Origin of the sequence: Mesorhizobium sp. M1C.F.Ca.ET.210.01.1.1 (assembly GCF_004791585.1) — a bacterium.
Taxonomy (GTDB): Bacteria; Pseudomonadota; Alphaproteobacteria; order Rhizobiales; family Rhizobiaceae; genus Mesorhizobium.
This window is the reverse complement of sequence record NZ_SRUU01000022.1, coordinates 36,940-60,859: the sequence shown is the minus strand read 5'-3', so window position 1 is coordinate 60,859 and position 23,920 is coordinate 36,940. Positions and strand designations below refer to the sequence as shown.

General features: G+C 64.5%; 22 protein-coding genes. 8 read left to right on the top strand and 14 right to left on the bottom strand.

The window, feature by feature from the left end:
- Positions 1-128: 128 nt before the first annotated feature.
- The 8 genes from EN853_RS22695 to EN853_RS22660 all read right to left on the bottom strand — a co-directional run bounded on the left by EN853_RS22695 (position 129) and on the right by EN853_RS22660 (position 8,601).
- Positions 129-1,619 carry a replicative DNA helicase gene (locus tag EN853_RS22695; RefSeq protein WP_127861590.1) on the bottom strand — a complete coding sequence of 497 codons (1,491 nt, stop codon included), beginning with the start codon at positions 1,617-1,619 and terminating at the stop codon, positions 129-131.
- 210 nt (positions 1,620-1,829) lie between these two features.
- Positions 1,830-2,807 carry a small ribosomal subunit Rsm22 family protein gene (locus EN853_RS22690; protein ID WP_127861591.1) on the bottom strand — a complete coding sequence of 326 codons (978 nt, stop codon included), beginning with the start codon at positions 2,805-2,807 and terminating at the stop codon, positions 1,830-1,832.
- 1 nt (position 2,808) lies between these two features.
- On the bottom strand, positions 2,809-3,132 hold the full coding sequence (locus tag EN853_RS22685) for a YnfA family protein (protein ID WP_127861592.1): 324 nt from the start codon (positions 3,130-3,132) through the stop codon (positions 2,809-2,811).
- Positions 3,133-3,204: 72 nt separating this feature from the next.
- The gene (locus EN853_RS22680) at positions 3,205-4,491 is read right to left on the bottom strand and encodes a cyclopropane-fatty-acyl-phospholipid synthase family protein (RefSeq protein ID WP_127861593.1); all 1,287 of its coding nucleotides are present in this window, start codon (positions 4,489-4,491) and stop codon (positions 3,205-3,207) included.
- 275 nt (positions 4,492-4,766) lie between these two features.
- A complete protein-coding gene (gene rplI / locus EN853_RS22675; RefSeq protein WP_127861594.1) occupies positions 4,767-5,351 on the bottom strand; it encodes a 50S ribosomal protein L9 in 585 nt (194 codons plus the stop codon).
- Positions 5,352-5,615: 264 nt separating this feature from the next.
- Positions 5,616-5,864, bottom strand: a complete 249-nt coding sequence (gene rpsR / locus EN853_RS22670) for a 30S ribosomal protein S18 (RefSeq protein WP_006203718.1) — start codon at positions 5,862-5,864, stop codon at positions 5,616-5,618.
- Positions 5,864-6,346 carry a 30S ribosomal protein S6 gene (gene rpsF, locus EN853_RS22665; protein ID WP_127861595.1) on the bottom strand — a complete coding sequence of 161 codons (483 nt, stop codon included), beginning with the start codon at positions 6,344-6,346 and terminating at the stop codon, positions 5,864-5,866. The genes rpsR and rpsF overlap by 1 nt, the downstream gene beginning before the upstream one ends.
- A 326-nt stretch (positions 6,347-6,672) precedes the next feature.
- Positions 6,673-8,601, bottom strand: a complete 1,929-nt coding sequence (locus tag EN853_RS22660; RefSeq protein WP_127861596.1) for an LTA synthase family protein — start codon at positions 8,599-8,601, stop codon at positions 6,673-6,675.
- A 273-nt stretch (positions 8,602-8,874) separates the two neighbouring features.
- On the opposite strand from EN853_RS22660, the gene fabD reads away from it, so the two are divergent.
- The 8 genes from fabD (at position 8,875) to gmk (ending at position 15,676) form a co-directional block, all read left to right on the top strand.
- A complete protein-coding gene (fabD, locus tag EN853_RS22655; RefSeq protein WP_127861597.1) occupies positions 8,875-9,828 on the top strand; it encodes an ACP S-malonyltransferase in 954 nt (317 codons plus the stop codon).
- A gap of 34 nt (positions 9,829-9,862) precedes the next feature.
- Positions 9,863-10,135 (top strand): CopG family transcriptional regulator, encoded by a 273-nt coding sequence (locus tag EN853_RS22650; protein WP_127861598.1) that lies wholly within the window; start codon positions 9,863-9,865, stop codon positions 10,133-10,135.
- 4 nt (positions 10,136-10,139) lie between these two features.
- Positions 10,140-10,877, top strand: coding sequence for a 3-oxoacyl-[acyl-carrier-protein] reductase (fabG, locus tag EN853_RS22645; RefSeq protein WP_127861599.1), 738 nt, complete (start codon positions 10,140-10,142; stop codon positions 10,875-10,877).
- Positions 10,878-11,076: 199 nt separating this feature from the next.
- Positions 11,077-11,313: an acyl carrier protein gene (locus tag EN853_RS22640; RefSeq protein WP_006203723.1), complete on the top strand. Its 237-nt coding sequence runs from the start codon at positions 11,077-11,079 to the stop codon at positions 11,311-11,313.
- Between the two features lie 34 nt (positions 11,314-11,347).
- On the top strand, positions 11,348-12,610 hold the full coding sequence (gene fabF / locus EN853_RS22635) for a beta-ketoacyl-ACP synthase II (RefSeq protein ID WP_127861600.1): 1,263 nt from the start codon (positions 11,348-11,350) through the stop codon (positions 12,608-12,610).
- Positions 12,611-12,712: 102 nt separating this feature from the next.
- Positions 12,713-13,951 (top strand): endolytic transglycosylase MltG, encoded by a 1,239-nt coding sequence (mltG, locus tag EN853_RS22630; protein ID WP_127861601.1) that lies wholly within the window; start codon positions 12,713-12,715, stop codon positions 13,949-13,951.
- A gap of 154 nt (positions 13,952-14,105) precedes the next feature.
- A complete protein-coding gene (locus tag EN853_RS22625; protein ID WP_127861602.1) occupies positions 14,106-14,996 on the top strand; it encodes a YicC/YloC family endoribonuclease in 891 nt (296 codons plus the stop codon).
- A 5-nt stretch (positions 14,997-15,001) separates the two neighbouring features.
- Positions 15,002-15,676 (top strand): guanylate kinase, encoded by a 675-nt coding sequence (gmk, locus tag EN853_RS22620; protein WP_127861603.1) that lies wholly within the window; start codon positions 15,002-15,004, stop codon positions 15,674-15,676.
- A 42-nt stretch (positions 15,677-15,718) separates the two neighbouring features.
- On the opposite strand, the gene rsmA is transcribed toward gmk, so the two are convergent.
- From rsmA to lptF, 6 genes are all read right to left on the bottom strand, one after another.
- The gene (rsmA, locus tag EN853_RS22615; protein WP_127861645.1) at positions 15,719-16,552 is read right to left on the bottom strand and encodes a 16S rRNA (adenine(1518)-N(6)/adenine(1519)-N(6))-dimethyltransferase RsmA; all 834 of its coding nucleotides are present in this window, start codon (positions 16,550-16,552) and stop codon (positions 15,719-15,721) included.
- 22 nt (positions 16,553-16,574) lie between these two features.
- On the bottom strand, positions 16,575-17,603 hold the full coding sequence (pdxA, locus tag EN853_RS22610) for a 4-hydroxythreonine-4-phosphate dehydrogenase PdxA (protein WP_127861646.1): 1,029 nt from the start codon (positions 17,601-17,603) through the stop codon (positions 16,575-16,577).
- 187 nt (positions 17,604-17,790) lie between these two features.
- Positions 17,791-18,717, bottom strand: coding sequence for a peptidylprolyl isomerase (locus EN853_RS22605; RefSeq protein ID WP_127861604.1), 927 nt, complete (start codon positions 18,715-18,717; stop codon positions 17,791-17,793).
- Between the two features lie 235 nt (positions 18,718-18,952).
- Positions 18,953-21,367, bottom strand: coding sequence for an LPS-assembly protein LptD (locus EN853_RS22600; RefSeq protein WP_167524568.1), 2,415 nt, complete (start codon positions 21,365-21,367; stop codon positions 18,953-18,955).
- On the bottom strand, positions 21,367-22,449 hold the full coding sequence (gene lptG / locus EN853_RS22595) for an LPS export ABC transporter permease LptG (protein ID WP_127861606.1): 1,083 nt from the start codon (positions 22,447-22,449) through the stop codon (positions 21,367-21,369). Before lptG ends, EN853_RS22600 begins: the two co-directional genes overlap by 1 nt.
- A gap of 2 nt (positions 22,450-22,451) precedes the next feature.
- Positions 22,452-23,651, bottom strand: coding sequence for an LPS export ABC transporter permease LptF (gene lptF, locus EN853_RS22590; RefSeq protein ID WP_127861607.1), 1,200 nt, complete (start codon positions 23,649-23,651; stop codon positions 22,452-22,454).
- Positions 23,652-23,920 lie beyond the last annotated feature (269 nt).

Sequence of the window (23,920 nt, the reverse complement as noted above, 5' to 3'; positions counted from 1 at the left end):
TGCAGAAATGAGCGCCGGCGCGGGTGACAGCCAATCTCCCCCCAAGTGGGGGAGATGTCCGGTAGGACAGAGCGGGGCGCCGTGGAACGCCGATACCCGTCATTTCTGTAGCGATCGCGGACAAGCGCCTACTCAAACCTTTCCGGCAAATGATGCTCCTCCGCCAGATCGGAGAACCGCGTGAACTCGCCGTGGAAGGCGAGGCTGACGGTGCCGGTCGGTCCGTGACGCTGCTTGGCCACGATGCACTCGGCCTTGCCGCGCGCCTCGTTCATCTCGTTTTCCCACTTGATGTATTCATCGGTACCGAGCTTCGGCTCGCGGTTCTTGAGGTAGTATTCCTCGCGGTAGACGAACAGCACCACGTCGGCGTCCTGCTCGATGGAGCCCGATTCGCGCAGGTCCGAGAGCTGCGGGCGCTTGTCGTCGCGGCTTTCGACCTGGCGCGACAGCTGTGACAGCGCGATGATCGGCACGCCGAGCTCCTTGGCCAGCGCCTTGAGGCCCGTGGTGATCTCGGTGATTTCCTGCACGCGGTTCTGCGAAGCCCTGGCGCTCGATCCCTGCATCAGCTGGATATAGTCGATGACAATGAGGTCGAGGCCGCGCTGGCGCTTCAGGCGCCGCGCCCGGGCGGAGAGCTGCGCGATGGAAATGCCGCCGGTCTGGTCGATGAACAGCGGGATCTTCTGCATGGTCTGTGAGCAGGCGACCAACTTTTCGAAATCCATCTCGGAGATTTCGCCGCGGCGGATCTTCGATGACGAAATTTCGGTCTGCTCGGAGATGATGCGGGTGGCGAGCTGCTCCGACGACATTTCGAGCGAGAAGAAGCCGACGACACCGCCATTGGCCGCCTTGAACGAACCATCGGCCTGCTGCGCCGGCACATAGGCCTCAGCGATGTTGAAGGCGATGTTGGTGGCGAGTGACGTCTTGCCCATGCCGGGGCGTCCGGCAAGCACGATCAGATCGGAGGGTTGCAGGCCGCCCATGCGGCGGTCGAGGTCGCGCAAGCCCGTGGCGATGCCCGACAGGTGGCCGTCGCGCATATAGGCGGCATTGGCCATGTCGACGGCGGTCTTGACGGCATCGTTGAAGCTTTCGAAGCCGCCGTCGTAGCGGCCCGTTTCGGCGAGCTCGAACAGGCGTCGCTCGGCGTCCTCGATCTGGTCGGAGGGCGACATGTCCACCGGCGCGTCATAGGCGATGTTGACCATGTCCTCGCCGACGGTGATCAGCGCCCGGCGCGTGGCGAGATCGTAGATGGCGCGGCCGTAGTCGGTCGCGTTGACGACGGTGACGGCTTCGACCGCCAGCCGCACGACATATTGCGCCACCGTCATGTCGCCGACTTTTTCTTCCGCCGGAAGGAAGGTCTTAAGCGTGATCGGCGTGGCGATCTTGCCCATGCGGATGAGCTCGGCCGCGACCTCGAAGATCCGGCGGTGCAGCGGCTCGTAGAAATGCGCCGGCTTCAGGAAATCCGAAACGCGGTAGAAGGCGTCGTTGTTGACCAGGATGGCGCCAAGCAGCGCCTGCTCGGCCTCGATGTTGTTCGGTGCCTCGCGATAAAGCGGTTGCTCCGCCACGCCGATTTTACGCGCTGCCTCTGCCATGATGTCCCCGATTTCGATCCCGGCTTTTCGATATCAGAATGGGGAAAGTCAGTGCTGACTTATCTGCAACAGTACGTGTCCAACCTACTCTGACCGCCCGTTGTTCACAGGCACCGCAAATCGTCCACAGAAGACTATCCCTGTGCCCCGATTCCGATTGACTCGATAAGGCCATGATTCTTTGGAACGAAGCAAGAACAATCTTGCCGTTCAGGCGTCGCTTCCAGCCAGCCTATCGCCCCAGTCCGCCCGCCGCGCCGCCTTGAACAATTCGCCGTCGCGCTTGCTGAACAGGCGCTCGCCGGCGCTGCCGGTCGGTCGGCAAAGCTTGAGCACCGCCTTGCCCGAACCGCCCTTCGGCGGCGCAATCACCCGTGCCGCGCGCACCGCCGCCTGATGCCGCGAGGCGGCGAGGTAGATGTACTTCTCGTCCTCCCATGGCACGTCGGCCTCCTTGGCCAGACGATGGAGGCGCGAACGGGCGACGCGGCGGGAGAAATGGCACCAGTCGGGCGGCTTGAGTGGGCAGGGCGCGTCGTGCGGACAGGGCGCCGAGACATGCGCCCCGGCTTCGACAAGCTGCGTTCGCGCCGCAAGGATGCGCTGCCAGCCGGCCGGCGTGCCGGGCTCGACGATGAGCAACGTGTCGGACGTAAAGCGCCAGAGCCGGTCGACGAGCTTCGGCAGCGAGGCCGGCGCGATCTCGTCCAGGACATAGGCCGCGCTGACCAGGTCGGCAGGCTTGAGGTCATCGAGGTCGATGGTGGCGTCGCCGGCGTTCCAACGGACCCGGGCGGCAACCGCGCCGGCAGCCAGCGACTGGCCGACCTTGCGCACCGCGGCGCTCGCCTCGATCAGAACCGCCTCTTCGAGCTCCGGCCAGGCGTCAGCAGTGGCCCAAAGCATCGTCCCAGGTCCGGCGCCGATGTCGAGCAGGCTCCTCGGCCGGAAGTCGGGACGAGCGTCCGACAGGGCTTCGAGGCTGGCGCGGACCGCGGCATAGGTGGCGGGCAGCCTGGTCGCCAGATAGGCCTTGACCGCCATGTCTTCCGCCATATGCAGGCGGCCGTCGCGCAGCTCGGCGCGGTAGCGTTCGGAAAGCGTCCTCGCGGCTTGTTTGAGCGCCGCAAGCGGCACCTTGTCGAGCAGGCCGTCGACGCCTTGCCGGAGCGGGGCGGGCAGTTCCACGTCAGGCTCCTCTCGGCGCGAGGAGGATGACGGAGGCGCCGACGATGCAGAGCGCCGCACCTGCGAGGTCCCAGCGATCGGGGCGCACGCCTTCGGCCAGCCAAAGCCAGCCGAGCGAGGCGGCGATATAGATGCCGCCATAGGCTGCATAGGCGCGACCTGCGGCCGATGCGTCGACGAGCGCCAAAAGGAAGCCGAACAGTGCCAAGGACACGAGGCCCGGCACGAGCCACAGCGGCGACTTCGCCAGCCGCCACCAGGCCCAGAAAGAGAAGCAGCCGGCGATCTCGGCGAGCGCGGCTGCGATGTAGATCAGGTAGGTCATAAAAAAGGCCTCGCGAACGAGACCTTTTTCGTGGCGTCAGGCCGCAATGGCAAGCGGCAATCGGCGGCGGTTCTATTCCACTGCCTTGCGTCTGCGCGTCGGCTTGGCCGCGGGCGCGGCCGGCTCCTGGTGGCCAAGGTCGCGCACCTTCAGCGCCTTCTCGCATTTGGCCATATAGTCGCGCGTCATCGGCAGCGTGTCGTTCTTCTTGGCGATCTGGAACTGGAAGATGACCAGGTCCTGCCAGCGGAAGGCGGCTTCCGAGGCGGCGAGGTAGAACTCCCACATGCGGCAGAAGCGTTCGTCATAGATCGCCTTCGCCTTGTCGCGGTTGGCGGCGAAGCGCTGGCCCCAATGCTTCAATGTGTCGGCGTAGTGGAGCCTGAGAATCTCGATGTCGGTGACGACGAGGCCGGACTTCTCGATCGCCGGCATCACCTCGGAAAGCGCCGGGATGTAGCCGCCGGGGAAGATGTATTTGCGGACGAAGGCGCTGGTTGCCCACGGCACGCCGGAACGGCCGATTGTGTGGAGAAGCATCACGCCGTCGGGCTTCAAGAGCGTCGCCGCCTTGTCGAAGAAGGTGCGGTAGTGGTTGACGCCGACATGCTCGAACATGCCGACCGAGACGATGCGGTCGAAGCGTTCATTCAGCGCGCGGTAGTCCTTGAGGTCGAAATGCACCCGGCCCTGCAGGCCCATCGCATGCACGCGGTCGGTGGCGACGCCGTGCTGCTCGGTCGACAGCGTCACACCTTGCACGTCGACGTCGAAGGCCTTGGCAAGGTAGAGGCCGAGGCCGCCCCAGCCTGAGCCGATGTCGAGCACCGTCTGCCCGGCTTTGAGCCGCAACTTCGCGGCGATGTGGCGCTTCTTGGCGACCTGCGCTTCGTCCAGCGTCATGTCGGGCTGCTCGAAATAGGCGCAGGAATACTGCATGTCCTCGTCGAGGAAGAGCTTGTAGAGCTCGCCGGAAAGATCGTAGTGGCGCTGCACGTTGCGGCGCGAGCGCGAGGCGGTGTTGATCTGCTGCAGGCGGCGGAATGCGTGGCGCAGGCCCTCGATCGCCTTCGACCATGTGGCGTCGATGCCGCCGCTGCCCATGTTCTGGAAGGCGATGCGCATCATGCCCAGCACGCCGCCTTCGAGAATGTCGAGTTCGCCGTCCATATAGGCTTCCGGCACAGCCAGCATCGGGTCGAAGCTTATGGCGCGCTCGGCATGCCTGGTCTTGATGTGCATATGAACCGGCTCTCCGCTGCCGTCGCCAAAAATGACGGCGGAGCCGTTCGGCCCGGTGACCTTGAGATTGCCTGTACGCACCAGGCGGTCGAGAATGCGCTTCAAAAGAATATTCATGACCAAATGTTCCCTCAAAGTCAGGCTGACTTCTGCGCATGGCCCGAAAACGGCACCGGTTTCGGGAGGGTCCTGCGCGAAAGTCACACGTACTATGGCGCCATTTCTGCGTCCAAAGGACGCGCGACGCTATAGTCTGCCTCAAGATATAGGGGTTCGAAAAGTTCCATTTGGCATAAAAATGCCCGGGTCGTTTGCCCGGGCATTAGTCCAGAAATTCTGGAAGACCTGCGAGCCGGAGCAGCGCTCCGGCCCCGTCGATGAAGTCTTGTCGATCAGGCGGTTTCTTCGCCGCCTTCGAACTCGGCGTTCGGGTCGAAGAAGTTTTCCGGCCGGGCGTTGTCGTTGATGTCTTCGCCATAGATGGCTTCGGCGGTCGTCAGCGTCTCGCCCTTGGCCTGGCGCTCCGCCTCGTCAGCCGAGCGGGCGATGTTGAGCGTCACGGTGACCTCGACCTCCGGATGCAGCGCGATCGCCACATTGGTGAGGCCGATGGTCTTGATCGGGTGGTTGAGCTCGATCTGGTTGCGGCTGACGGTGAAGCCTTCGGCGGTCAGCAGTTCGGCGATGTCGCGGGTCGACACCGAGCCGTAGAGCTGGCCGGTCTCGCCGGCCGAGCGCACGACGATGAAGCTCTTGCCGTCGAGCTTCTCGGCGATCTGCGAGGCCTCCGACTTGCGCTCGAGGTTACGGGCTTCGAGCTGGGCGCGCTGGCCCTCGAACTTCTTCTTGTTGGCTTCGTTGGCGCGCAGCGCCTTGCCCTGCGGCAGCAGGAAATTGCGGGCGAACCCGTCCTTGACCTTGACGGTGTCGCCCATCTGGCCGAGGCGGGAAATGCGTTCGAGAAGGATCACTTCCATGGTTTTGTTCCTTTCAGGTTAGGCGCAGGCGCCGAATTCTTCGGAACAGGTCAGGAAGCAAAAGGGGCGTTGCCGCCGGTGTCGCTGTCCTGCCTGTCGGCAGTTAGGATTTCTTTCGAAATCCAACTCGGGATTTGATGCGAACCCAGCGGCGCCCGTCGCCGTGGGGAAGGAAGCGGGCGGCGAACCGCCCGCTCGAGCTAGACCATGATCCCGAAAAGTGGATACCGGTTTTCGGGTAAGATCATGGTCAAACCAAAGGCCTTAGCGAACCACGTAGGGCAGCAGGCCGAGGAAGCGGGCGCGCTTGATCGCCTTGGCGAGCTCGCGCTGCTTCTTCTGGCTGACGGCGGTGATGCGCGACGGTACGATCTTGCCGCGCTCGGAAATGTAGCGCTGCAGCAGACGCACGTCCTTGTAGTCGATCTTCGGAGCATTGGCGCCAGAGAACGGGCAGGTCTTGCGGCGGCGGTGGAACGGACGCCGGGTCGGGATCTGGTTGATGTCGACCATTATTCTGCACTCCCTTCAACGCCTTCGCGCGGACGGCGCGGACCGCGCTCGCCATCGAAGCTGCGCGGGCCACGATCACCGCGGTCGCGGTCGCCGAAGCTGCGCGGGCCACGATCACCGCGGTCACGGTCGCCGAAGCCGCCGCGCTCCGAGCGCTCCTCGCGCTTCTGCATCATCGCCGAGGGGCCTTCCTCATGCGCCTCGACCTTGATGGTGAGGAAGCGCAGCACGTCTTCCGACAGGCCCATCTGGCGCTCCATTTCGTTGAGCGCGGCCGGCGGGCAGGTGATGTCCATCAGCGTATAGTAAGCCTTCCGGTTCTTCTTGACCCGGTAGGTGAGGGACTTCAGTCCCCAGTTCTCGATCCGGCCGACCGATCCGCCGTTGGCGGTGATGACGCCCTTGTACTGTTCGACAAGCGCATCAACCTGCTGCTGCGACAGGTCCTGCCGGGCAAGAAACACATGTTCGTAAAGAGCCATTATGTCTTTCTGCCTTTCTTCGTTTCTCTTACCGGCCCTCGCGGCTAAGCCTCTGCAACTTGTCTGACCCGGTCGCGAAGGAGCGGGGAAGAAAGGAGCATCACGAGACGGTCGAGAGCGGAGACACGGGAGGCCAAAAGCGCTTATGGCTTCATGACGTGGCCTTCGAAAAGCCACGGCCCTCCGTTCAGCCCCCAGCAAGGACCGGCAGATTGCCGGCGTCTATACAGCAATTCCTGAGGAAGGCAAGGGCGGGAGACAGGATCGACGATCCCACGATGCCGCATGGCCGCAAAGCTCCGGCGCTCGCGCAAATAGTGGCAGGCTCAGCTCGTATGCGCGACGAGCGGGACGATCGTTTCGGGGAAGAAGTCGGGCGCTATGCGGCGCTTGCCGAACATCATGTCGTACTGGATCAGCCGGAAATCGTTGATCTGCGGATCGATCTTCTTCTGCCTCGCCCAGTCGGGCGTCGCCTCGCCAAAGCGCGACAGCAAAAGGTTGCGGTCGACCACCCGGTAGCGCTCGCGCAGAGCGCCGAGGAAACCGGTGTAATAGGGGTGCGTGATCCCGGCCGTGGTGAGGATATGGTAAGGCAGGAAGGCCGGGCTGACCGAGCCCAGGTTCTCCACCGGACCGGAGCGGTTCGACCAGATGATCAGCGGTGTGTCGTGATGCTCGAGCGCGGCTTCGGGCGTCGGCTCCTTGCGCGGCGCGACATTGTCCTTGAGGAAGCCGGTCTCGACATAGACCGGGCCGAGCGGCGGCAGATGGTCGCCGAAGAAGGCGACGATGGTCGGCCGCTCGCGCTTCTTCGCCCAGTCGATCAGGCGCTGCAGGCCGCGATCTGCATCGGCCGAGCCTTCGGCATAGGAGAGCAGCGATTCCCGCGCCCAGCTGCTGATCGGCGCGTCGATCGTATGGGTCGGATTGTAATAGCGGTAGGGCTCGTAGGGCCCGTGGTTCTGCAGGCTGACCGCGAACAGGAACACCGGGTCCTCGCTGGCGTCGGCCTCGCGGATGATCTCGTCGGTCATCGCCGCGTCGGAAGCCAACGGCCCGCGCTTTTCCATCGGCGGCAGCGTCTCTTCCGAACGGAACTCGTTGAAGCCGAAATCGGCGTAGACGGCGCCGCGGTTCCAGAACCAGTTGGTGCCCGGATGGATGGCGCGGGCCCGGTAGCCCTCGCTTTTCAGGAAGGTCGCCAGCGACGGCGTCGGCGCGCGCACATATTGCTGGTAAGGGATCGAGCCCGCCGGCAGGAAGGCGTTGGAGAAGCCGGTCAGCGCCTCGAACTCGATATTGGCTGTCATGCCGCCGAATTCCGGCGAGAACATCGAGCCCGAGCGCAGCGCCCGCACCGTCGGGATCGGATCGGGCTTGATGCTGACGCCGGGAAGCTCCGTCGAATCCCAGAAGGATTCGCTCATCACCACGATGATGTCGGGCTTCTCGTCCGGCACCGTGGCGGCGACGTCGGGACGCGTGATCGCGTCCAGCGTCTTGTCGGTATAGCCAGGCGGGGCCGAGACATGCGCCATCGGCACGTTCATCGCGAAGGCGAGCGCGAAGCCGTTCGAGGCGTAGTTCTCCTTCTGGTCCCACATAATCGGGATGATCTGCAGCCTGTCGCGCGTCCACGAGAAGGTGGCGTAGTCCATGATCGAGACGAAGAAGGCGAGCAGCGGCACGGCCAGCGACAGCCGCGCCAGCCGTCCCTTGCGGCTGAGGATCGGCACGCGCCGGCGCCAGAGCCGCCAGCCATAGACGAGCAGTGTCAGGCTGGCGACGATGGCCGCGGCGAGCATCAACGCGGTCCAGGGTCGCTCGCGCACCAGAAGCGGCATCAGCGCCATGATCTGGCGGGCATAGAGGAAATCGGTCGGATAGAGCGGATCGCCGAGATAATGCGATTTCTGATGGCCGACGAAGGCCAATGCCAGCGTCAGCGGCGCCACGATCATCAGGCTCTGATGGCTGCGGCCGAGTATGGCGTCGAGGCCAATCAGCACCAGCGCAAAGACGATGATGGTCGTCCAGCCCGGCTTGAAGGGCTGCAGGAAGAAGTCGACCGTGCCGAAGAAGTCGCCGCGCACGATCCATTCGATGGCGAACACCAGAAGCGCGGAGGCAAGCAGCGTTGCCAGGCCGTAACGGACGATCGGCCATCTCCGCCCCGGCAGATAGCCGGTGGACGGATCGTCTTCCAAAAATTGCGGCGCGGGCTTGGCCGCGCCTTTCCTGATCCTTGCCACTTTGCTTCCCCGGCCCTGCTACGCGTCTTCCACTCGCGTCACGCCACTGTCATCGAAATGTCACGCAAGCTAGCGCCTGTGGCGGAAATAAGAAGAGCCAGCAAACGATTCGTGAGCGGTTTTCATCAGGTGTGATCGCCAAAAAGCCTTTTGGAACAGGCAACTCGGCTCGTTTCCCGGCTGAAATAGGCGCGGAACGGGCGCCTGCGGGCTTGACTTGGCCGTCCGCCTTGCGCCAGAGGCAGGGAAAAACAAGCCGCTGGAGACGCTAAGATGGCCGTCGCATTCACCTTTCCGGGACAGGGCAGCCAGTCTGTCGGCATGGGCAAGGACCTCGCCGATGCTTTTTCCGAGGCGCGCCGCGTATTCGAGGAAGTTGACGAGGCGCTCGGCGAAAAGCTGTCGACGCTGATCTGGGAAGGGCCGGAAGAAGCCCTGACGCTGACGGCCAACGCCCAGCCGGCGCTGATGGCGGTGTCGCTTGCGGCGCTTCGGGCGCTGGAATCGCGCGGCTTTTCGCTGAAGGATAAGGTGTCTTACGTCGCCGGCCATTCGCTAGGCGAATATTCGGCGCTTGCCGCTTCCGGCTTCGTCTCGGTCGCCGATGCGGCACGGCTGCTGCGCACCCGCGGCAATGCCATGCAGGCGGCGGTGCCGGCGGGCGAGGGCGCCATGGCGGCGATCATCGGGCTGGAGCAGGCGGATGTCGAAGCCGCCTGCGCGGAAGCGGGACAGGGCTCGGCCAAAGGGGCGGTTTGCCAGATCGCCAACGACAATGGCGGCGGCCAGCTGGTGATCTCCGGCGCCAAGGCCGCCGTCGAGCTGGCGGCGAAACTCTGCACCGAAAAGGGCGCCAAGCGCGCGCTGATGCTGCAGGTCTCCGCCCCCTTCCATTCGGCGCTGATGGCGCCGGCGGCCGAGATCATGCGCGAGGCGCTGGCCGGCGTGGCGAAGACGGCGCCGATGGTTCCGGTCGTCTCCAACGTCACCGTCACCCCGACGAGCGACCCGGACGAGATCGCCCGCCGCCTTGTCCAGCAGGTAACCGGCCGCGTGCGCTGGCGCGAGACGGTGGAATGGTTCGGCCAGAACGGTGTCGCGACGCTCTACGAAGTCGGCGCCGGCAAGGTGCTGTCAGGCCTGGCGCGCCGCATCAACCGCGACATCGCCACAGGCGCCGTCGGCACCGCGGCGGAGGTCGAGGCGGCGCTGGCGGCTTTAGTGTAAGCAGGGGCGTTTCAATTTCATCCGCAGGTGCGGCATGCCCACATCGGTTCGACCTTCTCCCGAAATTGAGCAACGCCTGGAGGATCTGGCGTGGAAGACGGGTCGAAGCAAAGCTCAGCACCTGCCAGATTTCGTTGAGCGCGGACTCGAAGATCTTGAGGACTACTATCTAGCTGCGGAAGTGCAGGAGCGGATCAGGCTCGGCGAAGAATCAGTCGTGAGCGCCGAGAACTTCTGGTATGGCCTGGACAGCATGACGAATACAGAACGAGGGTCGCTAGCGGGGCGTCCGGAAGAGAGAGGTTGAAGAAATGTTCGAACTGACCGGCCGCAAGGCGCTCGTTACCGGCGCATCGGGAGGCATCGGCGAGGCGATCGCCAGGGTACTGCACAGCCAGGGCGCCGTCGTCGGCCTGCACGGCACCCGGGTCGAGAAGCTGGAAACGCTCGCCGGCGAGCTGGGCGAGCGCGTGAAGCTGTTCCCGGCGGACCTCACCAACCGCGACGCGGTCAAGGCGCTTGGCCAGAAGGCCGAGGCCGATCTGGAGGGCGTCGACATTCTGGTCAACAATGCCGGCATCACCAAGGACGGCCTGTTCGTGCGCATGTCGGACGCCGACTGGGATTCGGTGCTGGAGGTGAACCTCACCGCGGTGTTCCGGCTCACCCGCGAGCTCACCCATCCGATGATGCGTCGCCGCCATGGCCGCATCATCAACATCACTTCCGTGGTCGGCGTCACCGGCAATCCCGGCCAGACCAATTACTGCGCCTCCAAGGCCGGCATGATCGGCTTTTCCAAGTCGCTGGCGCAGGAGATCGCCACCCGCAACATCACCGTCAACTGCGTCGCCCCGGGCTTCATCGAATCGGCCATGACCGACAAGCTCAACGACAAGCAGAAGGAGACGATCATGGCGGCGATTCCGACCAGGCGCATGGGCACCAGCGCCGAGGTTGCTTCGGCGGTCGCCTATCTCGCTTCGAACGAAGCGGCATACGTCACCGGCCAGACAATCCACGTCAATGGCGGCATGGCGATGATCTAACCGACCAAGGTCGGTGGGCTGTGAAAACAGCCATTTCGGCTTGGACGCCCGCCTTTTTTCGTGTAATGCGGCCGGCAACCCGGCGGTTCGGGCAAAAACCGGTCCTGTGGCGTTGCGTTTCCCACAAGACCATCTTTCAGCTTGATTAGCGGCATTCCGCCCGCTAACGAAGACAACACAACGTAAGACGAGGCCCCAAATGAGTGACACCGCAGAGCGCGTCAAGAAGATCGTCATCGAGCATCTCGGCGTCGATGCCGATAAAGTGACGGAGCAGGCGAGCTTCATCGACGATCTGGGCGCGGACAGCCTCGATACGGTCGAACTCGTCATGGCGTTCGAAGAAGAGTTCGGCGTCGAGATTCCGGACGACGCCGCCGAGACCATCCTGACTGTCGGCGATGCCGTGAAGTACATCGACAAGGCCTCGGCCTGAGGCTTTTCGCAGGCATCACCTGGGAGGACCTGCGATGAGGCGTGTCGTCGTCACGGGCCTTGGCCTGCTTTCGCCGTTCGGCATGGGCGTCGAGCATAGCTGGAAGGAACTGCTTTCCGGCCGCAGCGCTGCCCGCCGCATCACCGAGTTCGAGGTGGACGACCTTGCCTGCAAGATCGCCCACATCGTTCCGCGCGGCGACGGCACCAACGGCACCTTCAATCCCGAGGCCGTGCTCGAGCCGAAGGAACTGCGCAAGATCGGTGACTTCATCCTCTACGGCATCGCGGCCGCCGACGAGGCGCTGGCCGATTCCGGCTGGAAGCCCGAGACGCATGAGGATCAGTGCGCTACCGGCGTGCTGATCGGTTCCGGCATCGGCGGCATCGACGGCATCGCCGAGAACGCGATGATCCTGAAGGAGCGCGGTCCGCGCCGCATCAGCCCGTTCTTCATTCCCGGACAGATCATCAATCTGGTCTCCGGCCAGGTTTCCATCCGGCACGGGCTGAAGGGCCCGAACCATGCGGTCGTCACCGCTTGCTCGACCGGCGCGCACGCCATCGGCGATGCCGCACGGCTGATCATGTGGGGCGATGCCGACGTCATGGTGGCCGGCGGCGCCGAGGCGCCGATCACGCGGCTTTCCATGGCGGGTTTCGCGGCGTGCCGCGCGCTCTCCACCGAGCGCAACGATACGCCCGAGATCGCTTCGCGCCCCTATGACCGCGACCGCGACGGCTTCGTCATGGGCGAGGGCGCCGGCGTTCTCGTCCTGGAAGAGCTCGAGCACGCCAAGGCGCGCGGCGCCAAGATCTACGCCGAGGTCACCGGCTATGGCCTGACGGGCGACGCCTATCACATCACTGCTCCGGCGGAGGACGGCGACGGCGCGTTCCGCTGCATGACGGCGGCGCTGAACCGGGCGAAGCTCGCGCCCGCCGACCTCGACTACATCAACGCGCATGGCACCTCGACCATGGCCGACACGATCGAGCTCGGCGCCGTCGAGCGGCTGGTCGGCAATGCCGCCTCCAAGATCTCGATGTCGTCGACCAAGTCGTCGATCGGTCATCTGCTGGGCGCCGCAGGCGCCGCGGAGGCGATCTTCTCGATCCTCGCCATCCGCGACAACGTCGCCCCCGCCACTATCAATCTCGACAACCCGGAACACGAGACGGCGATCGATCTCGTGCCGAACAAGCCGCGCCAGCGCCAGATCGATGTGGCGTTGTCGAACTCCTTCGGCTTCGGCGGCACCAACGCCTCGCTCGTCTTCCAACGTTATGGTGGCTGAAAGGCCAGCTAGCCGGCAGTCCCGCCACCTGCCGTCATTTTTGCCAAATTCTCCCCTAGCTTCCGCTGGGGGATTCCTTGCGAGATGAGACGGTAGGGCGCTATGAATACAAATCCGGGCGGCGGGGAATTCGGACAGCGCCAGACCCAAGGACCGATCGTGCCCAAGACAGCCGCCGAAGCGCTCCGCCCCGAGGCCGGCACACCGCCGCCGTCGAAGCGCTCGCGCGCATCGCGCAGCCAGGTCGTCGTGTTCCTGAATTTCTTCCTGTCGGTGGTCATCCTGATCGTGCTTGCCTCGGGTGCTGCGCTTTATTTCGGCATGCAGGCCTTCGTCGAGCCAGGTCCGTCGGCCAATGGCGACACCTTCATGGTCAAGCCAAGCACCGGTGTGCAGGAGATTGCCGACCAGCTGGAGCGCCGCGGCCTGATCAGCGATGCCCGCATCTTCAGGCTCGGCGTGCGCGCAACCGGCAATGATTCCGCGCTGAAGGCCGGCGAATACGCGATCAAGCCGCGCGCCTCGATGCGCGACATCATGGAGCTGCTCAAGAGCGGCAAGTCGGTGATGTATTCGCTGACCATCCCCGAGGGGCTCACGGTCGAGCAGGCGCTTGAGCGCGTGGCCGACCAGGAGGCGCTGACCGGCGACATGCCGGCGTCCATGCCGCCCGAGGGCAGCATCGCGACCGACACGCTGCGTTTCACCCGTGGCGCCACCAGGCAGCAGATGATCGACAAGCTGGTCGCCGACCAGAAGAAGCTTATCGAGGATGTCTGGGCGCATCGTGCGCCCGACCTGCCGGTGGCCAATATGGAGGACTTCGTCATCCTCGCCTCGATCGTCGAGAAGGAGACGGGCAGGGGCGACGAGCGCTCGCGCGTCGCCGCCGTCTTCCTCAACCGGCTGGCCAAGGGCATGCGGCTGCAGTCCGATCCGACCATCATCTACGGCCTGTTCGGCGGCAAGGGCAAACCGGCCGACCGGCCGATCTATCAGTCCGACATCGACAAGCAGACGCCCTATAACACCTACCTGATCAAAGGCCTGCCGCCGACGCCGATCGCCAATCCGGGCCGCGCCGCGCTGGAGGCTGTGGCCAATCCGTCGAAGACCGACGACCTCTATTTCGTCGCCGACGGCACCGGCGGCCATGTCTTTGCCGCGACGCTGGAAGAGCACAACCAGAACGTTGCCCGTTACCGGGCGCTGCAGAAGAAGCAGGCCGACGATGCCGCCAAGGCCTCCGGCCAGACCACGGCGCCGGCCGCCCCTGATGACAGTACCGGCTCCGGCGACAGCGGCGAGAATGGCGACGCGGGCGGCGACGCCGCCCAGTAGGCCGCAGCGGTCGCCGGATCCGCCCGCTTCCTTTGACGCCGGGCCGTATTCATGTTTTGAGGGGAAATCCGACGCTGGCCAGAAGTCCAGCGTTTTGCAAGGGGTGCATGTTCGGGCAATCGAGCCCGGAGCTGCGACAGGGGTAACGCGCATCATGAACGTGCAGAGCATGACCGGTTTCGCGCGAGCCGTTGCTGAATACAACGGCACGTCGATCGCCTGGGAAGTGAAATCGGTCAACGGCAAGAGCGTCGAGGTCAGGCTGCGGCTGCCGCAAGGCTTCGACCGGCTGGAGACCGCTGTACGGCAGACCGTGCAGAAGCGTTTCGCGCGCGGCAATTTCCAGGCGACGCTGACCGTCGCCCGTGGCGTCGCGCAGCAGGCGCAGCCGGTGGTCAACGAGGCCTTCCTGAAGGACCTGGCGGGACTGGCCAGACGCCTGCAGGAGCAGTTCGGCACCCAGCCCGCCACCGCCGACGGTCTGCTGGCGCTGCGCGGCGTCCTCGATATCCCGGAGACGGTCGAGACGGAGGAGGAACGGGGTGCCCTCGACGCCGCGATCCTGTCGGCGCTGGACACGGCACTCGCCGGGTTGGAGCAGGCAAGGCAGAGCGAGGGTGCCGCGCTGCGCACACTGTTGTCCGGCCATATCGGCACCATCGAGGCGTTGACGCTGAAGGCCGAGGCCGACCCGTCGCGCGAGCCGGCGGCGATCCGCGAGCGCATGGCCGAACAGGTCCGCCTGCTGATGGATGCGTCGGCCAATCTCGACGCGGCGCGGCTGCATCAGGAAGCAGCCTTCCTCGCCACCAAGGCCGACATCCGCGAGGAGATCGACCGGCTGAAGACGCATGTCGCTTCCGCGCGTGCGCTGCTCGGCAACGGCGGCGCCGTCGGCCGCAAGCTCGATTTTCTGGCGCAGGAATTCAATCGCGAATCGAATACCTTATGCTCCAAGTCGAACGCCGCCGCGGTTACCGCGATTGGGCTGGAACTCAAGGCGGTGGTCGACCAGTTTCGCGAACAGGTTCAGAATCTGGAGTGACGGGGATGGTTGCCAAGGAACCGACGGCCGCCAGGGATCTGGGGTCCCGCATCCGCCGCCGTGGGTTGATGCTGGTGCTGTCGTCGCCGTCGGGCGCCGGCAAGTCGACGATTGCGCGCAATCTTCTGGAAAGCGACACAAGCCTGGAGCTGTCGGTCTCCGTCACCACCAGGCCGCGCCGCGGCTCGGAGATCGAAGGCGTCCACTATCATTTCCGCACCATGCGCGAGTTCGAACGGCTGCGCGATTCTGATGCGCTGCTGGAGTGGGCCGAGGTGCACGGCAATTTCTATGCAACGCCGCGCGAGCCGGCGGAAATGGCGCTGGCCGAAGGCCGCGACATGCTGTTCGACATCGACTGGCAGGGCGCCCAGCAGCTCAAGGAGAAGATGCGCGCCGATATCGTTTCGATATTCATCCTGCCGCCCTCGATGAAGGAATTGAAGGCGCGCCTGAAGCGCCGCGCCGAGGACCAGGAGCAGGTCATCGAAACCAGGCTGAAGAATGCCCGCGTCGAGATCGAGCACTGGAAGGAATACGACTTCGTCATCGTCAACGACGATCTCGACCGCGCCTTCGCCGAGGTCCGCGCCATCGTCACCGCCGAACGCCTGCGCCGCGACCGCCGGCCTGGCCTGTTCGACTTCATTTCCGGGTTGCTGGACGAGAAGACGGAGTGAGGCACCTCTCCTTCTCCCACAGGGGAGAAGGGCAGGGCGCTTCTACACCGCGTTCGTCAACCGCACGAACTCTTCCACGCTGAGCGTCTCCGCCCGCCTTGTCGGGTCGATGCCAGCGCGGGTGAGCAGCGCTTCCCCACCCAGGCTCTTCACGCTTTGCCGCAGCATCTTGCGGCGCTGGCCGAAGGCGGCTTCGGTGACGCGCCCGAGCTTCCTGCCGTCGGTGGGCAAGGGGGAGGCGCGCGGCACCAGATGCACCACCGAGGAGGTGACCTTGGGCGGCGGGGTGAAAGCCTGCGGCGGCACGTCGAAGGCGATCTTTGCTTCCGTGCGCCAGCCGGCAAGCACGCCGAGCCGGCCATAGGCGTCGCTGCCCGGGCTGGCGGTGATGCGCTCGGCGACCTCGCGCTGGAACATCAGCGTCATCGATTGATAGAAGGGCGGCCAGTCCGCCACCGTCAGCCAGCGGATCAGAAGCTCGGTGCCGATATTGTAAGGCAGGTTGGCGACGACCTTCACCGGCCCGCCATTTGCCTGCCCGGCCAAGGCGGCGAAATCCGTCTTCAGCGCATCGCCGGGAATGACTTCGAGCCGGCCGGGATAGTGGCCGGACAGCTCGGCCAGCGCCTCAAGGCAGCGCTCGTCGCGCTCGATGGCGATCACGCGCCGCGCTCCGTTGAAGAGCAGCGCCCTGGTCAGGCCGCCGGGGCCGGGGCCGACCTCGATCACGGTCGTCTCGCTGAGGTCGCCGGCGGCGCGCGCGATCTTGCTCGTCAGATTGAGGTCGAGCAGGAAGTTCTGGCCGAGCGCCTTCTTCGCCTGCAAGCCGTGCCGCTCGATCACCTCGCGCAGCGGCGGCAATCCGTCGATGGTCACGCGCCCCCCGCTCAATCGAGCCTCATGCGGCGGCGGCATGGCGGCCGCTGTCGGCCAGCCGGCGCGCGAGCCTCAGCGCCGCGATCAGGCTTTCGGGCCGCGCAATGCCCTTGCCGGCGATGTCGAAGGCCGTGCCATGGTCCGGCGAGGTGCGGATGAAGGGCAGGCCGAGCGTCACGTTGACGGCCTCGTCGAAGGCCAGCGTCTTGGCCGGGATCAGTGCCTGGTCATGATACATGCAAAGCGCCGCGTCATAGCTTGCTCGTGCCCGCGGGTGGAACATGGTGTCGGCCGGCAGCGGTCCGACCGCATCGATGCCCTCCGCCTTGAGCGCCTCGACGGCAGGCAGCACGATGGACAGATCCTCCGTGCCCATCGCCCCGCCTTCGCCGGCATGCGGATTGAGCCCGGCAATGGCGAGCCGCGGCCTGGCGATGCCGAAGCGGCTCTGGAGGTCGGCGGCGGTGATGCGGCCTGTGGCGACGATCAGCTCGCTCGTCAGGACCTTCGGCACCTCGGCGAGCGGGATGTGGATGGTGACGGGAACGGTGCGCAGTTCGGGTCCGGCAAGCAGCATCACCGGCGTCACCTCGGTGCCGGTATGGCGCGAGGCCAGATGCGCCAGGTATTCGGTGTGGCCGGGGAAGCGGAAGCCGGCGTCGTAGAGCGGCTTCTTGGCGATTGGGCAGGTGGCCACCGCGGCGGCGCGGCCGGCGAGGCAATCGGCGACCGCGCGGTCGATCGCTTCGATGGTGCCCGCGGCGTTGGCCGGATTCGGCCTTCCTGGAGCGTCCAGATGGCGGGCATAGAGCGGAACAACGGGCAGCGCGCGGGGGAAATGATGCGCCGCTTGCCCCGGCGAGGTCTCCATGATCGCCACCGTGAGACCAATTTCGCGCGCACGGGCCTCGATCAGGGCCGGGTCGGCAAGCAGATAGAACGGCGGCACGCCGGCGCTGTCGCCCGCCTGCCATGCGGCGATGGCGATATCGGGCCCGATGCCGGATGGATCGCCGACGCTGAGCGCCAGCGGCGCGTCGTTCCTGCGCATGCTCATGGTGCCCAGCGAAATGCCGTGCCTGTTTCGGGGTAGGGCGGGAGGCTCGAGCCTTGTTCTGTCATGTACCGAAACGCCCTAAAGCATGTCTCCCGAAAGTGGGAACCGGTTTCGGGACAAAGACATGCGTAAATCAAAAACCTAAAGCACACGGAGCGAATCTGAAAGATCGCGACGCGCTTTAGCGCTCGACGATGGTGGCCTTCTTGCGCAGTTCGTCGACATATTTCTTGCTGAGCTCGTCGGCGTCCTTGTCGTTGCTGCCGCCTTCGGCCTGGAACACCATCTGAGCGGCCTTGTCGTCGGAAACCTCGCGCGAGGAGCAGATGCCGATGAACTCGACGCCGCGTTCGGTTTCGCGCGTCGGCGTCGCGCCGCCGACCTTGGTTGCCTTGATCTGCTCGGCCCAGTCCGACGGCAATTGCGGCGCCAGCACGCGACCGAGATCGCGCACCGTGACGTCGAGCAGCCCCTTGGCGAATTCGCGCGTGGTGGCGCAGCCGTTGAAGCGGGCGCGCATGGCATCGGCCTCGCGCTTGCGCTTGGCGAGCGTGGCGGAGCGCTCTGAGGCGGGCACCACGAAGATGACCTGCTGCAGCATATATTCCATCGCGGTCGGCTTGGAGCCGCCCTTGTCGAGCATGCGGCGGACGGCGTCCTGCTCGGTCACCGAGCCGCCTTCGCCAGAGCGGTAGCGCGCGCTGAGCGCCTGGTTCCAGGCCATCTGCGCGCGGATGAATTCCTTGAAATGCTCCTTGGTGACGCCCGACTGCGTCATGATGGCGTCGAGCTTGGCCAGCGGCATCTTGTTGTTGGAGGCAAAACGCTGATAGGCGGCATCGACCTGCTGGTCGGTGATGCGGATGCCGAGCCGTCTTGCCTCGGCAAGGCGTAGCGTCTGGTCGATCATCTCCTGCGCTGCATCGCCCTTCTTGCGCTGCAGTTTGAAGAATGCGGCGCGGTGCGCGATGTCGCCAGTGGTGATCGGTACGTTGTTGACGACATATTTGATCTGGCTGGCGAATGCCGGCGGCGTCATCGCCGTGATCGAAACCGAGGTCGCCGCCACCAGCAGCGCGAATCCTGCCGAAAACAGGTATTTCCTCATCTCACCTTCCCAATTCCTATCCGCCACGACGGCGCCGCACGTCCTCCGAACGCATGCGCTATGTGGTCGACCCCATGCCTGTCTTATGCGGCGAAACAATGTCGCCGCCGCATGACCCCGAGAATCGCCTTCATTTTCGAAGGATCACGCGCCAAATCAAGGTCCGCGGCATCGTCCGCGCCCGAAGCGATGCGCAGCGCCGTGGCCCGCGCCTGCCTCCGCTTGCTGGCCCCCGCTACTGGATAGTGTTGACGGCGCTGGTCGACGAGCCGAAATCGCCGAGCGTGCGGAACGACAGGTTGAAGCCAATATTCTGCGACACTTCCTTGGTGACCGTATCGCGCGTCTGCGAGAACGTCATCACATAGGTGAAGCAGGAATCGTTGTAGGCGAAGCCGACGCCGTCCTTGACCAGGACGCTTGTCTGGAGATCGTAGGTGCCGGTTCCAAAGACCCGCCAGTTCTCGGCCAGATGCGTCGAGGCGCCGAGCGTGACCTCGTGGCGGTCGGTGGCGAAGCCGTAGAGCGGCTGCGCCTGGATGAAGGCATATTTGGCGCTCAGCGAAACCGGCAGGCCGGAATAGGCGGCCTTGATCTCGGCGCGCCTGACCTCGAAGGTCTGCTCGTCGAAACGGCCGCTGAGCGAGCCGGAGAAGCCGCTCGGGCTGTTGAAGCCGACAAGGCCGACATAGTCGGAGTTCGCGGTCTGCAACCCCGAATAGGCGCCGACATTGACGAGGTCCGGCGCGTCGAAGGAGTTCTGGCCGCCCAACTGATAGGACTGGCCGAAGATGGCGTTGGTGCCCCAGCCATTTTCATAGGCGCCCGAATAGCGGAAGCCGACATTGGCGCGCGTGCCGCCTTCGATGCGATCATAGCCCGAGAACTTATCGCGCTCGAACAGCGTGGTGGCGTCAAAGACGAAACTCTGCGCGTCCTCGTTCGGAATGGCGAGGCCACCGACATACTGCTCGTTCGGCCGCACGAAGATCTGTGCGGTCGGCTCCAGTACGTGGCTGGAATTCGGCATCGAGAACAAGAGCGGCCAGCGCGCCTCCAGGCCGAGGGTCGCCATGTAGCGGGCGAGCGAGGAGCGCATGTCGACGTCCTCGCCGAGATTCGTCGCCATCTGGTTGACCGCGGCCAGCGAGGCGGAGGTCTCCGAGTTGTATCCGGTGTCGCCGCGCAGCGCCAGCAGCGGCGTCAGCTGCAGGCCGCCGTCGGTGGTGAAGGTGCGCTTCCATTCGGCTTCCGCCGTCAGCCGGCTGGATTGGCCCTCGAGGCCGCGCACATTGTTGATGGACGTCGCATCTGCGCTGTTGGCCAACACCGCGTCGAGCCGGTCGCGGCTGATGACGCGCGCGTTGACGTTGAGCGACAGTTGCCCGCCGGCCACCGCCATGTCGGGGATATAGGCGTAGTCGAACGACGGCAGCACCCAGGGCTGCTTGGCCGAGCGCGCCGTCGGGTCGCTGGACAGCGTGTCTTCCTGCACCTCGAAGCGCATTGCCCTGACGTCGAAATAGTTACGGTCGCTCAGGCCTGTCAGGTAGATCGACGACTGGTGGACGAGCTCGTTGTAGCCTTCGATGTTGTAGGTGCGCGAGAAGTTCTTGTCGGTCTGCAGCAGCACGTCCCAGCCGAAGTTCCAGCGCTCGTTGATGGCGAACTGGCCCTTTGTGCCCATCATGCCGCGGAACTTGTTCGGATCGTTTAAATCTCCCGAATCGACCGTATGACGATTGCCCGCGCCGATGAAGGCGTCGGGATCCTGCTGATTGATGCCGGCGATCTTCAGGCTGTATTCGCCATTGTTGAAGCGCCGGCGCCATTCGGCCTCGCCGAGGAAGCCCTGCTTTGTGTAGCCGCTGCCGGTAACGGTCAGGTCATAGGTCGGCGAGAGCGCGAAATAATAGGGGACTTTGACGCCGACCCCGAGATGGTTGTTGTAGACGATGCCCGGGATCAGGAAGCCACTCTTGCGCTTGACCGTCGGGTCGGCGATCTCGAAGGCCGGCAGATAGGCGAGCGGGAAGCCGAAGAACTCGAAATTCGCGTTCTCGAAGCGAACCGTCTTCTTCTCGCCGTTCCAGATGATCTTTCTCGCCTTGACGCGCCATGTCGGCGCCGAATCGGGCTTCTCCTCGCAAGGCTCGCATGCGGTGTAGATGCCGTTGTGGAACGTCGTCAGCACGCCGCCCATGCGCTCGCCGCTCTCGGCAGCGAAATAAGCCTTCTCGACCGTCTCGACACGCAGCGCGTTGACGAAGCCGTCGGCGAAATCGTCGGTGATGTCGATATGGTCGGAGTTGATCTTGGTGCCGTCGCTGTTGATCAGCTCGACGGCGCCGCTGGCGACGAGGCGCTTGGTGTCTCGGTTGTATACGACGCGCTGGGCGACGAGCTTGTTGCCGCCATAGTCGATCTGAACGCCGCCGACGGCGGTCACGGTGTGATCGTCATTGTTGTAGACGAGCGTATCGGCGGCCAGCAGCATCTGCGTGCCGGAGGGAACGGGCTTCGCCGTAATGGTCTGCGCCAGCGCTGGCACCGTCGGCACCACGCAAGCAAACAGACATGCCAAAGCTGTCGCCCCATAAAGGCGTGCCAAACCGGCCTGCCTATGGCTGCGCAAACCAGCCTCCCTCACTAGCCGTCTTCCTTGTATAGCAGAAAAGTCACCCCAAAGAACATAGCCACGACAACCGGAACCCATGCAGCCACCATTGTAGGCACGAATCCCGCGATCCCGAATGCCTTGACCAGTACCGAAACGACATAAAGCAGAAAGCCGGCCAGGACGCCACCCAGAATCATCGTCGCCGACTGCCCCATTCGCGCAAATCGCATTGAAACTGTTGCGGCAATCAGCGTCATGGCGACGAGGAGGAACGGCAGCGCCACCAGCGAATCAAACTGCATGGCGAAGGCATTTGCCTTCAGCCCGAACGACCGGGCAACCTCGATCTTACCCGGCAGGTCGTAGAACGGGATGGTTTCGGGGCGCGCCAGGCGCTCCTGCACGAATTCCGGCTTGAGGTTGGTGGGCACGCGGTCGGAAGCCTCGGGACGGATGACGCCGTCCTTCAACACCTTGACGTCCTGCAATTCCCAGTAGCCGTCGCGCAGGAAGGCGCGCGCGGCATCCTTGCGTTCGACGATGTTGCCCTGCTGGTCGAGGACGAAGAACACCGCGTCCGCCATCTCCAGGCCCTGGTTGAGGATGGCGCGGGCGCCGATGATGGTGTCGCCGGAACTGGTCTTTTGCCTCAGCCACGGCGTCGTGTCCTGCGGAACGGCGTTCGACTTGCCGGCCCTGAGCTGGTTTTCCATCCGCTCCGACCAGGAAAAGCCATGCGCGGCGATCGGATTGAGCACGCCGACCGACAGCATGCCGAACATCAGCGCGCCGACGCAGCACGGGAACAGGAACTGCCAGGCCGAAACGCCGGCCGAGCGCGCGATGACCAGCTCATATCGGCGGTTGAGCGACACCAGCGTCGCCATCGCCGAGAACAGCCCGACGAACGGCACCGTCTGCAGCATGATCATCGGCATCCTCAGCGCCGAAATGGCGAAGGCGGTGCCATAGGTGAAGCCCGGCAGCCCGGTCGTGCGGCCCGAGAGCTCGGTGAAATCGATCAGGAACACCAGCGCCAGCAGGCCGAGGAAGAACCAGATGGTGATCGTCACATAGCGAAAGAAGAAATAGCGGCCCAGCGTCCAGCCCATGGTCAGGCTCCCTGGCCGGAGGTGCCGCGCCGGGCGAACCACAGCTTGAGCGCCGTCCAGCCCTCGCTGGCGCGGCCGGCGAGATTGGTCATCCAGTCGGCCCAGGCCGACGGCAGCTCCATGCTGCGCGAGGAGATGATGAACCAGACCGAGATCGCCGACGCCATGATCGGAACGGCATAGACCATATAGGCGTAGTACCAGACCTTGTCGGCCTTACCGGCGGCGAAGAAGCCAAGCCAGCGCACGAAAAGCGCGATTGCGATTGCGGTGATCAGCGGATGGATGCGCGCCTCGCGGTGCGAACGCGCGTCGCCCGCGACGGCAAGCGCGATCAGCGCGAACACCAGCGAATAGGACCATTCGGAGAAACGCTGGTCGATCTCGGCGCGGTAGCTGCCGGGCTGGCGCTGGTACATCTTGTCGTTGGGATCCGGGTTGAGCAGGTATGGCGTCGTTCGGTCCTTGGGCAGCAGCGTGATCTCGTTCGCCGCCGACATGAAGGCCGACAGGTCGAAGGCGTAGGAGGTGAAACGGATGACGGAAAGGTCGCCGGTCACCGATTTGCGGTTGATGACGCCGTCCTTCATCATCAGCACCTTTTCGTCGCCCTTTTCGACGATGCTGCCGGTCTTGGCGTAATAGGTGAGGTTGGCGCCTTCCTCGCGCGAATCGGCGACGAATATGCCGCCGAGCCTGTTATCGGGGAGCCGTTCGCCGACCTGCAGGAACAGGCCGTCATCTATTCTGCGGAACGTGCCCTCCTGGATGATCAGCGACAGAAGGTCGGCGCGCGAGGCGGCCACCAGCTGCCTGTTCTTCTGCCTGGCATAGGGATCGACGCCGTTGTCGACGGCGAAGGAAAAGACGCTGGCCGCCAGCGCCAGCAAAAGGATCGGCCGTGCGATCGTCCAGCGCGAGGCGCCGGCGGCGTTGATCACCGCCAGTTCCGAATCCGTGTTCATGGCGCTCAGCGTCTGCGCCACCGCGACCACCAGCGCAAACGGCACCACGATCGGTATGATCGAGGGGATGATCAGCCCCGCGACTTCGAAGAAGGTGAGCGCCGACTGGCCGCTGTCGGTGACGAGGTCGATCTTGGCCAGCACCTGCGTCGTCCACACGATCGCAAGCGTCCATACCAGCGCCGCCAGGAACATCGCGGTAGCGCGACGCATGATGTAGCGTTCAACGACCTTCATGAAGGCTTTTCTCGATTGTGCCGAACGGCATCATGCCCGCCGACAAGGTAGTCATCCGCCGACGCCTGTACAACCGGGTCCCAAGGCGGCTCATCTGGTTCGTTGCTCCCATACCGCGCGCTCCGGCGCGGCGGAGTGTCCGCGTCAATGGATAAGAAATGCGAAACATTGATGGTTAACAATAGGTTGCGGTAGGAAGCTTGCGTTCCGCCGCGACGAATCCTTGGTTGATTTCGGCGCCGATATAGACAGCGATTTCGGCCGAAGTC

Excerpts from the sequence above, each read along its gene's own strand:
- lptG (WP_127861606.1), bottom strand. The coding sequence starts at position 22,449 with ATGGGCTGGACGCTGGGCCGCTATTTCTTCTTTCGCTATGTGACGATC.
- EN853_RS22650 (WP_127861598.1), top strand. The coding sequence starts at position 9,863 with ATGCCCACATCGGTTCGACCTTCTCCCGAAATTGAGCAACGCCTGGAG.
- EN853_RS22625 (WP_127861602.1), top strand. The coding sequence starts at position 14,106 with ATGAACGTGCAGAGCATGACCGGTTTCGCGCGAGCCGTTGCTGAATAC.
- pdxA (WP_127861646.1), bottom strand. The coding sequence starts at position 17,603 with ATGCGCAGGAACGACGCGCCGCTGGCGCTCAGCGTCGGCGATCCATCC.
- rplI (WP_127861594.1), bottom strand. The coding sequence starts at position 5,351 with ATGGAAGTGATCCTTCTCGAACGCATTTCCCGCCTCGGCCAGATGGGC.
- mltG (WP_127861601.1), top strand. The coding sequence starts at position 12,713 with ATGAATACAAATCCGGGCGGCGGGGAATTCGGACAGCGCCAGACCCAA.
- fabF (WP_127861600.1), top strand. The coding sequence starts at position 11,348 with ATGAGGCGTGTCGTCGTCACGGGCCTTGGCCTGCTTTCGCCGTTCGGC.
- fabG (WP_127861599.1), top strand. The coding sequence starts at position 10,140 with ATGTTCGAACTGACCGGCCGCAAGGCGCTCGTTACCGGCGCATCGGGA.
- gmk (WP_127861603.1), top strand. The coding sequence starts at position 15,002 with ATGGTTGCCAAGGAACCGACGGCCGCCAGGGATCTGGGGTCCCGCATC.
- fabD (WP_127861597.1), top strand. The coding sequence starts at position 8,875 with ATGGCCGTCGCATTCACCTTTCCGGGACAGGGCAGCCAGTCTGTCGGC.
- EN853_RS22680 (WP_127861593.1), bottom strand. The coding sequence starts at position 4,491 with ATGAATATTCTTTTGAAGCGCATTCTCGACCGCCTGGTGCGTACAGGC.
- EN853_RS22685 (WP_127861592.1), bottom strand. The coding sequence starts at position 3,132 with ATGACCTACCTGATCTACATCGCAGCCGCGCTCGCCGAGATCGCCGGC.
- EN853_RS22640 (WP_006203723.1), top strand. The coding sequence starts at position 11,077 with ATGAGTGACACCGCAGAGCGCGTCAAGAAGATCGTCATCGAGCATCTC.
- rpsR (WP_006203718.1), bottom strand. The coding sequence starts at position 5,864 with ATGGTCGACATCAACCAGATCCCGACCCGGCGTCCGTTCCACCGCCGC.
- EN853_RS22695 (WP_127861590.1), bottom strand. The coding sequence starts at position 1,619 with ATGGCAGAGGCAGCGCGTAAAATCGGCGTGGCGGAGCAACCGCTTTAT.
- lptF (WP_127861607.1), bottom strand. The coding sequence starts at position 23,651 with ATGAAGGTCGTTGAACGCTACATCATGCGTCGCGCTACCGCGATGTTC.
- EN853_RS22605 (WP_127861604.1), bottom strand. The coding sequence starts at position 18,717 with ATGAGGAAATACCTGTTTTCGGCAGGATTCGCGCTGCTGGTGGCGGCG.
- rpsF (WP_127861595.1), bottom strand. The coding sequence starts at position 6,346 with ATGGCTCTTTACGAACATGTGTTTCTTGCCCGGCAGGACCTGTCGCAG.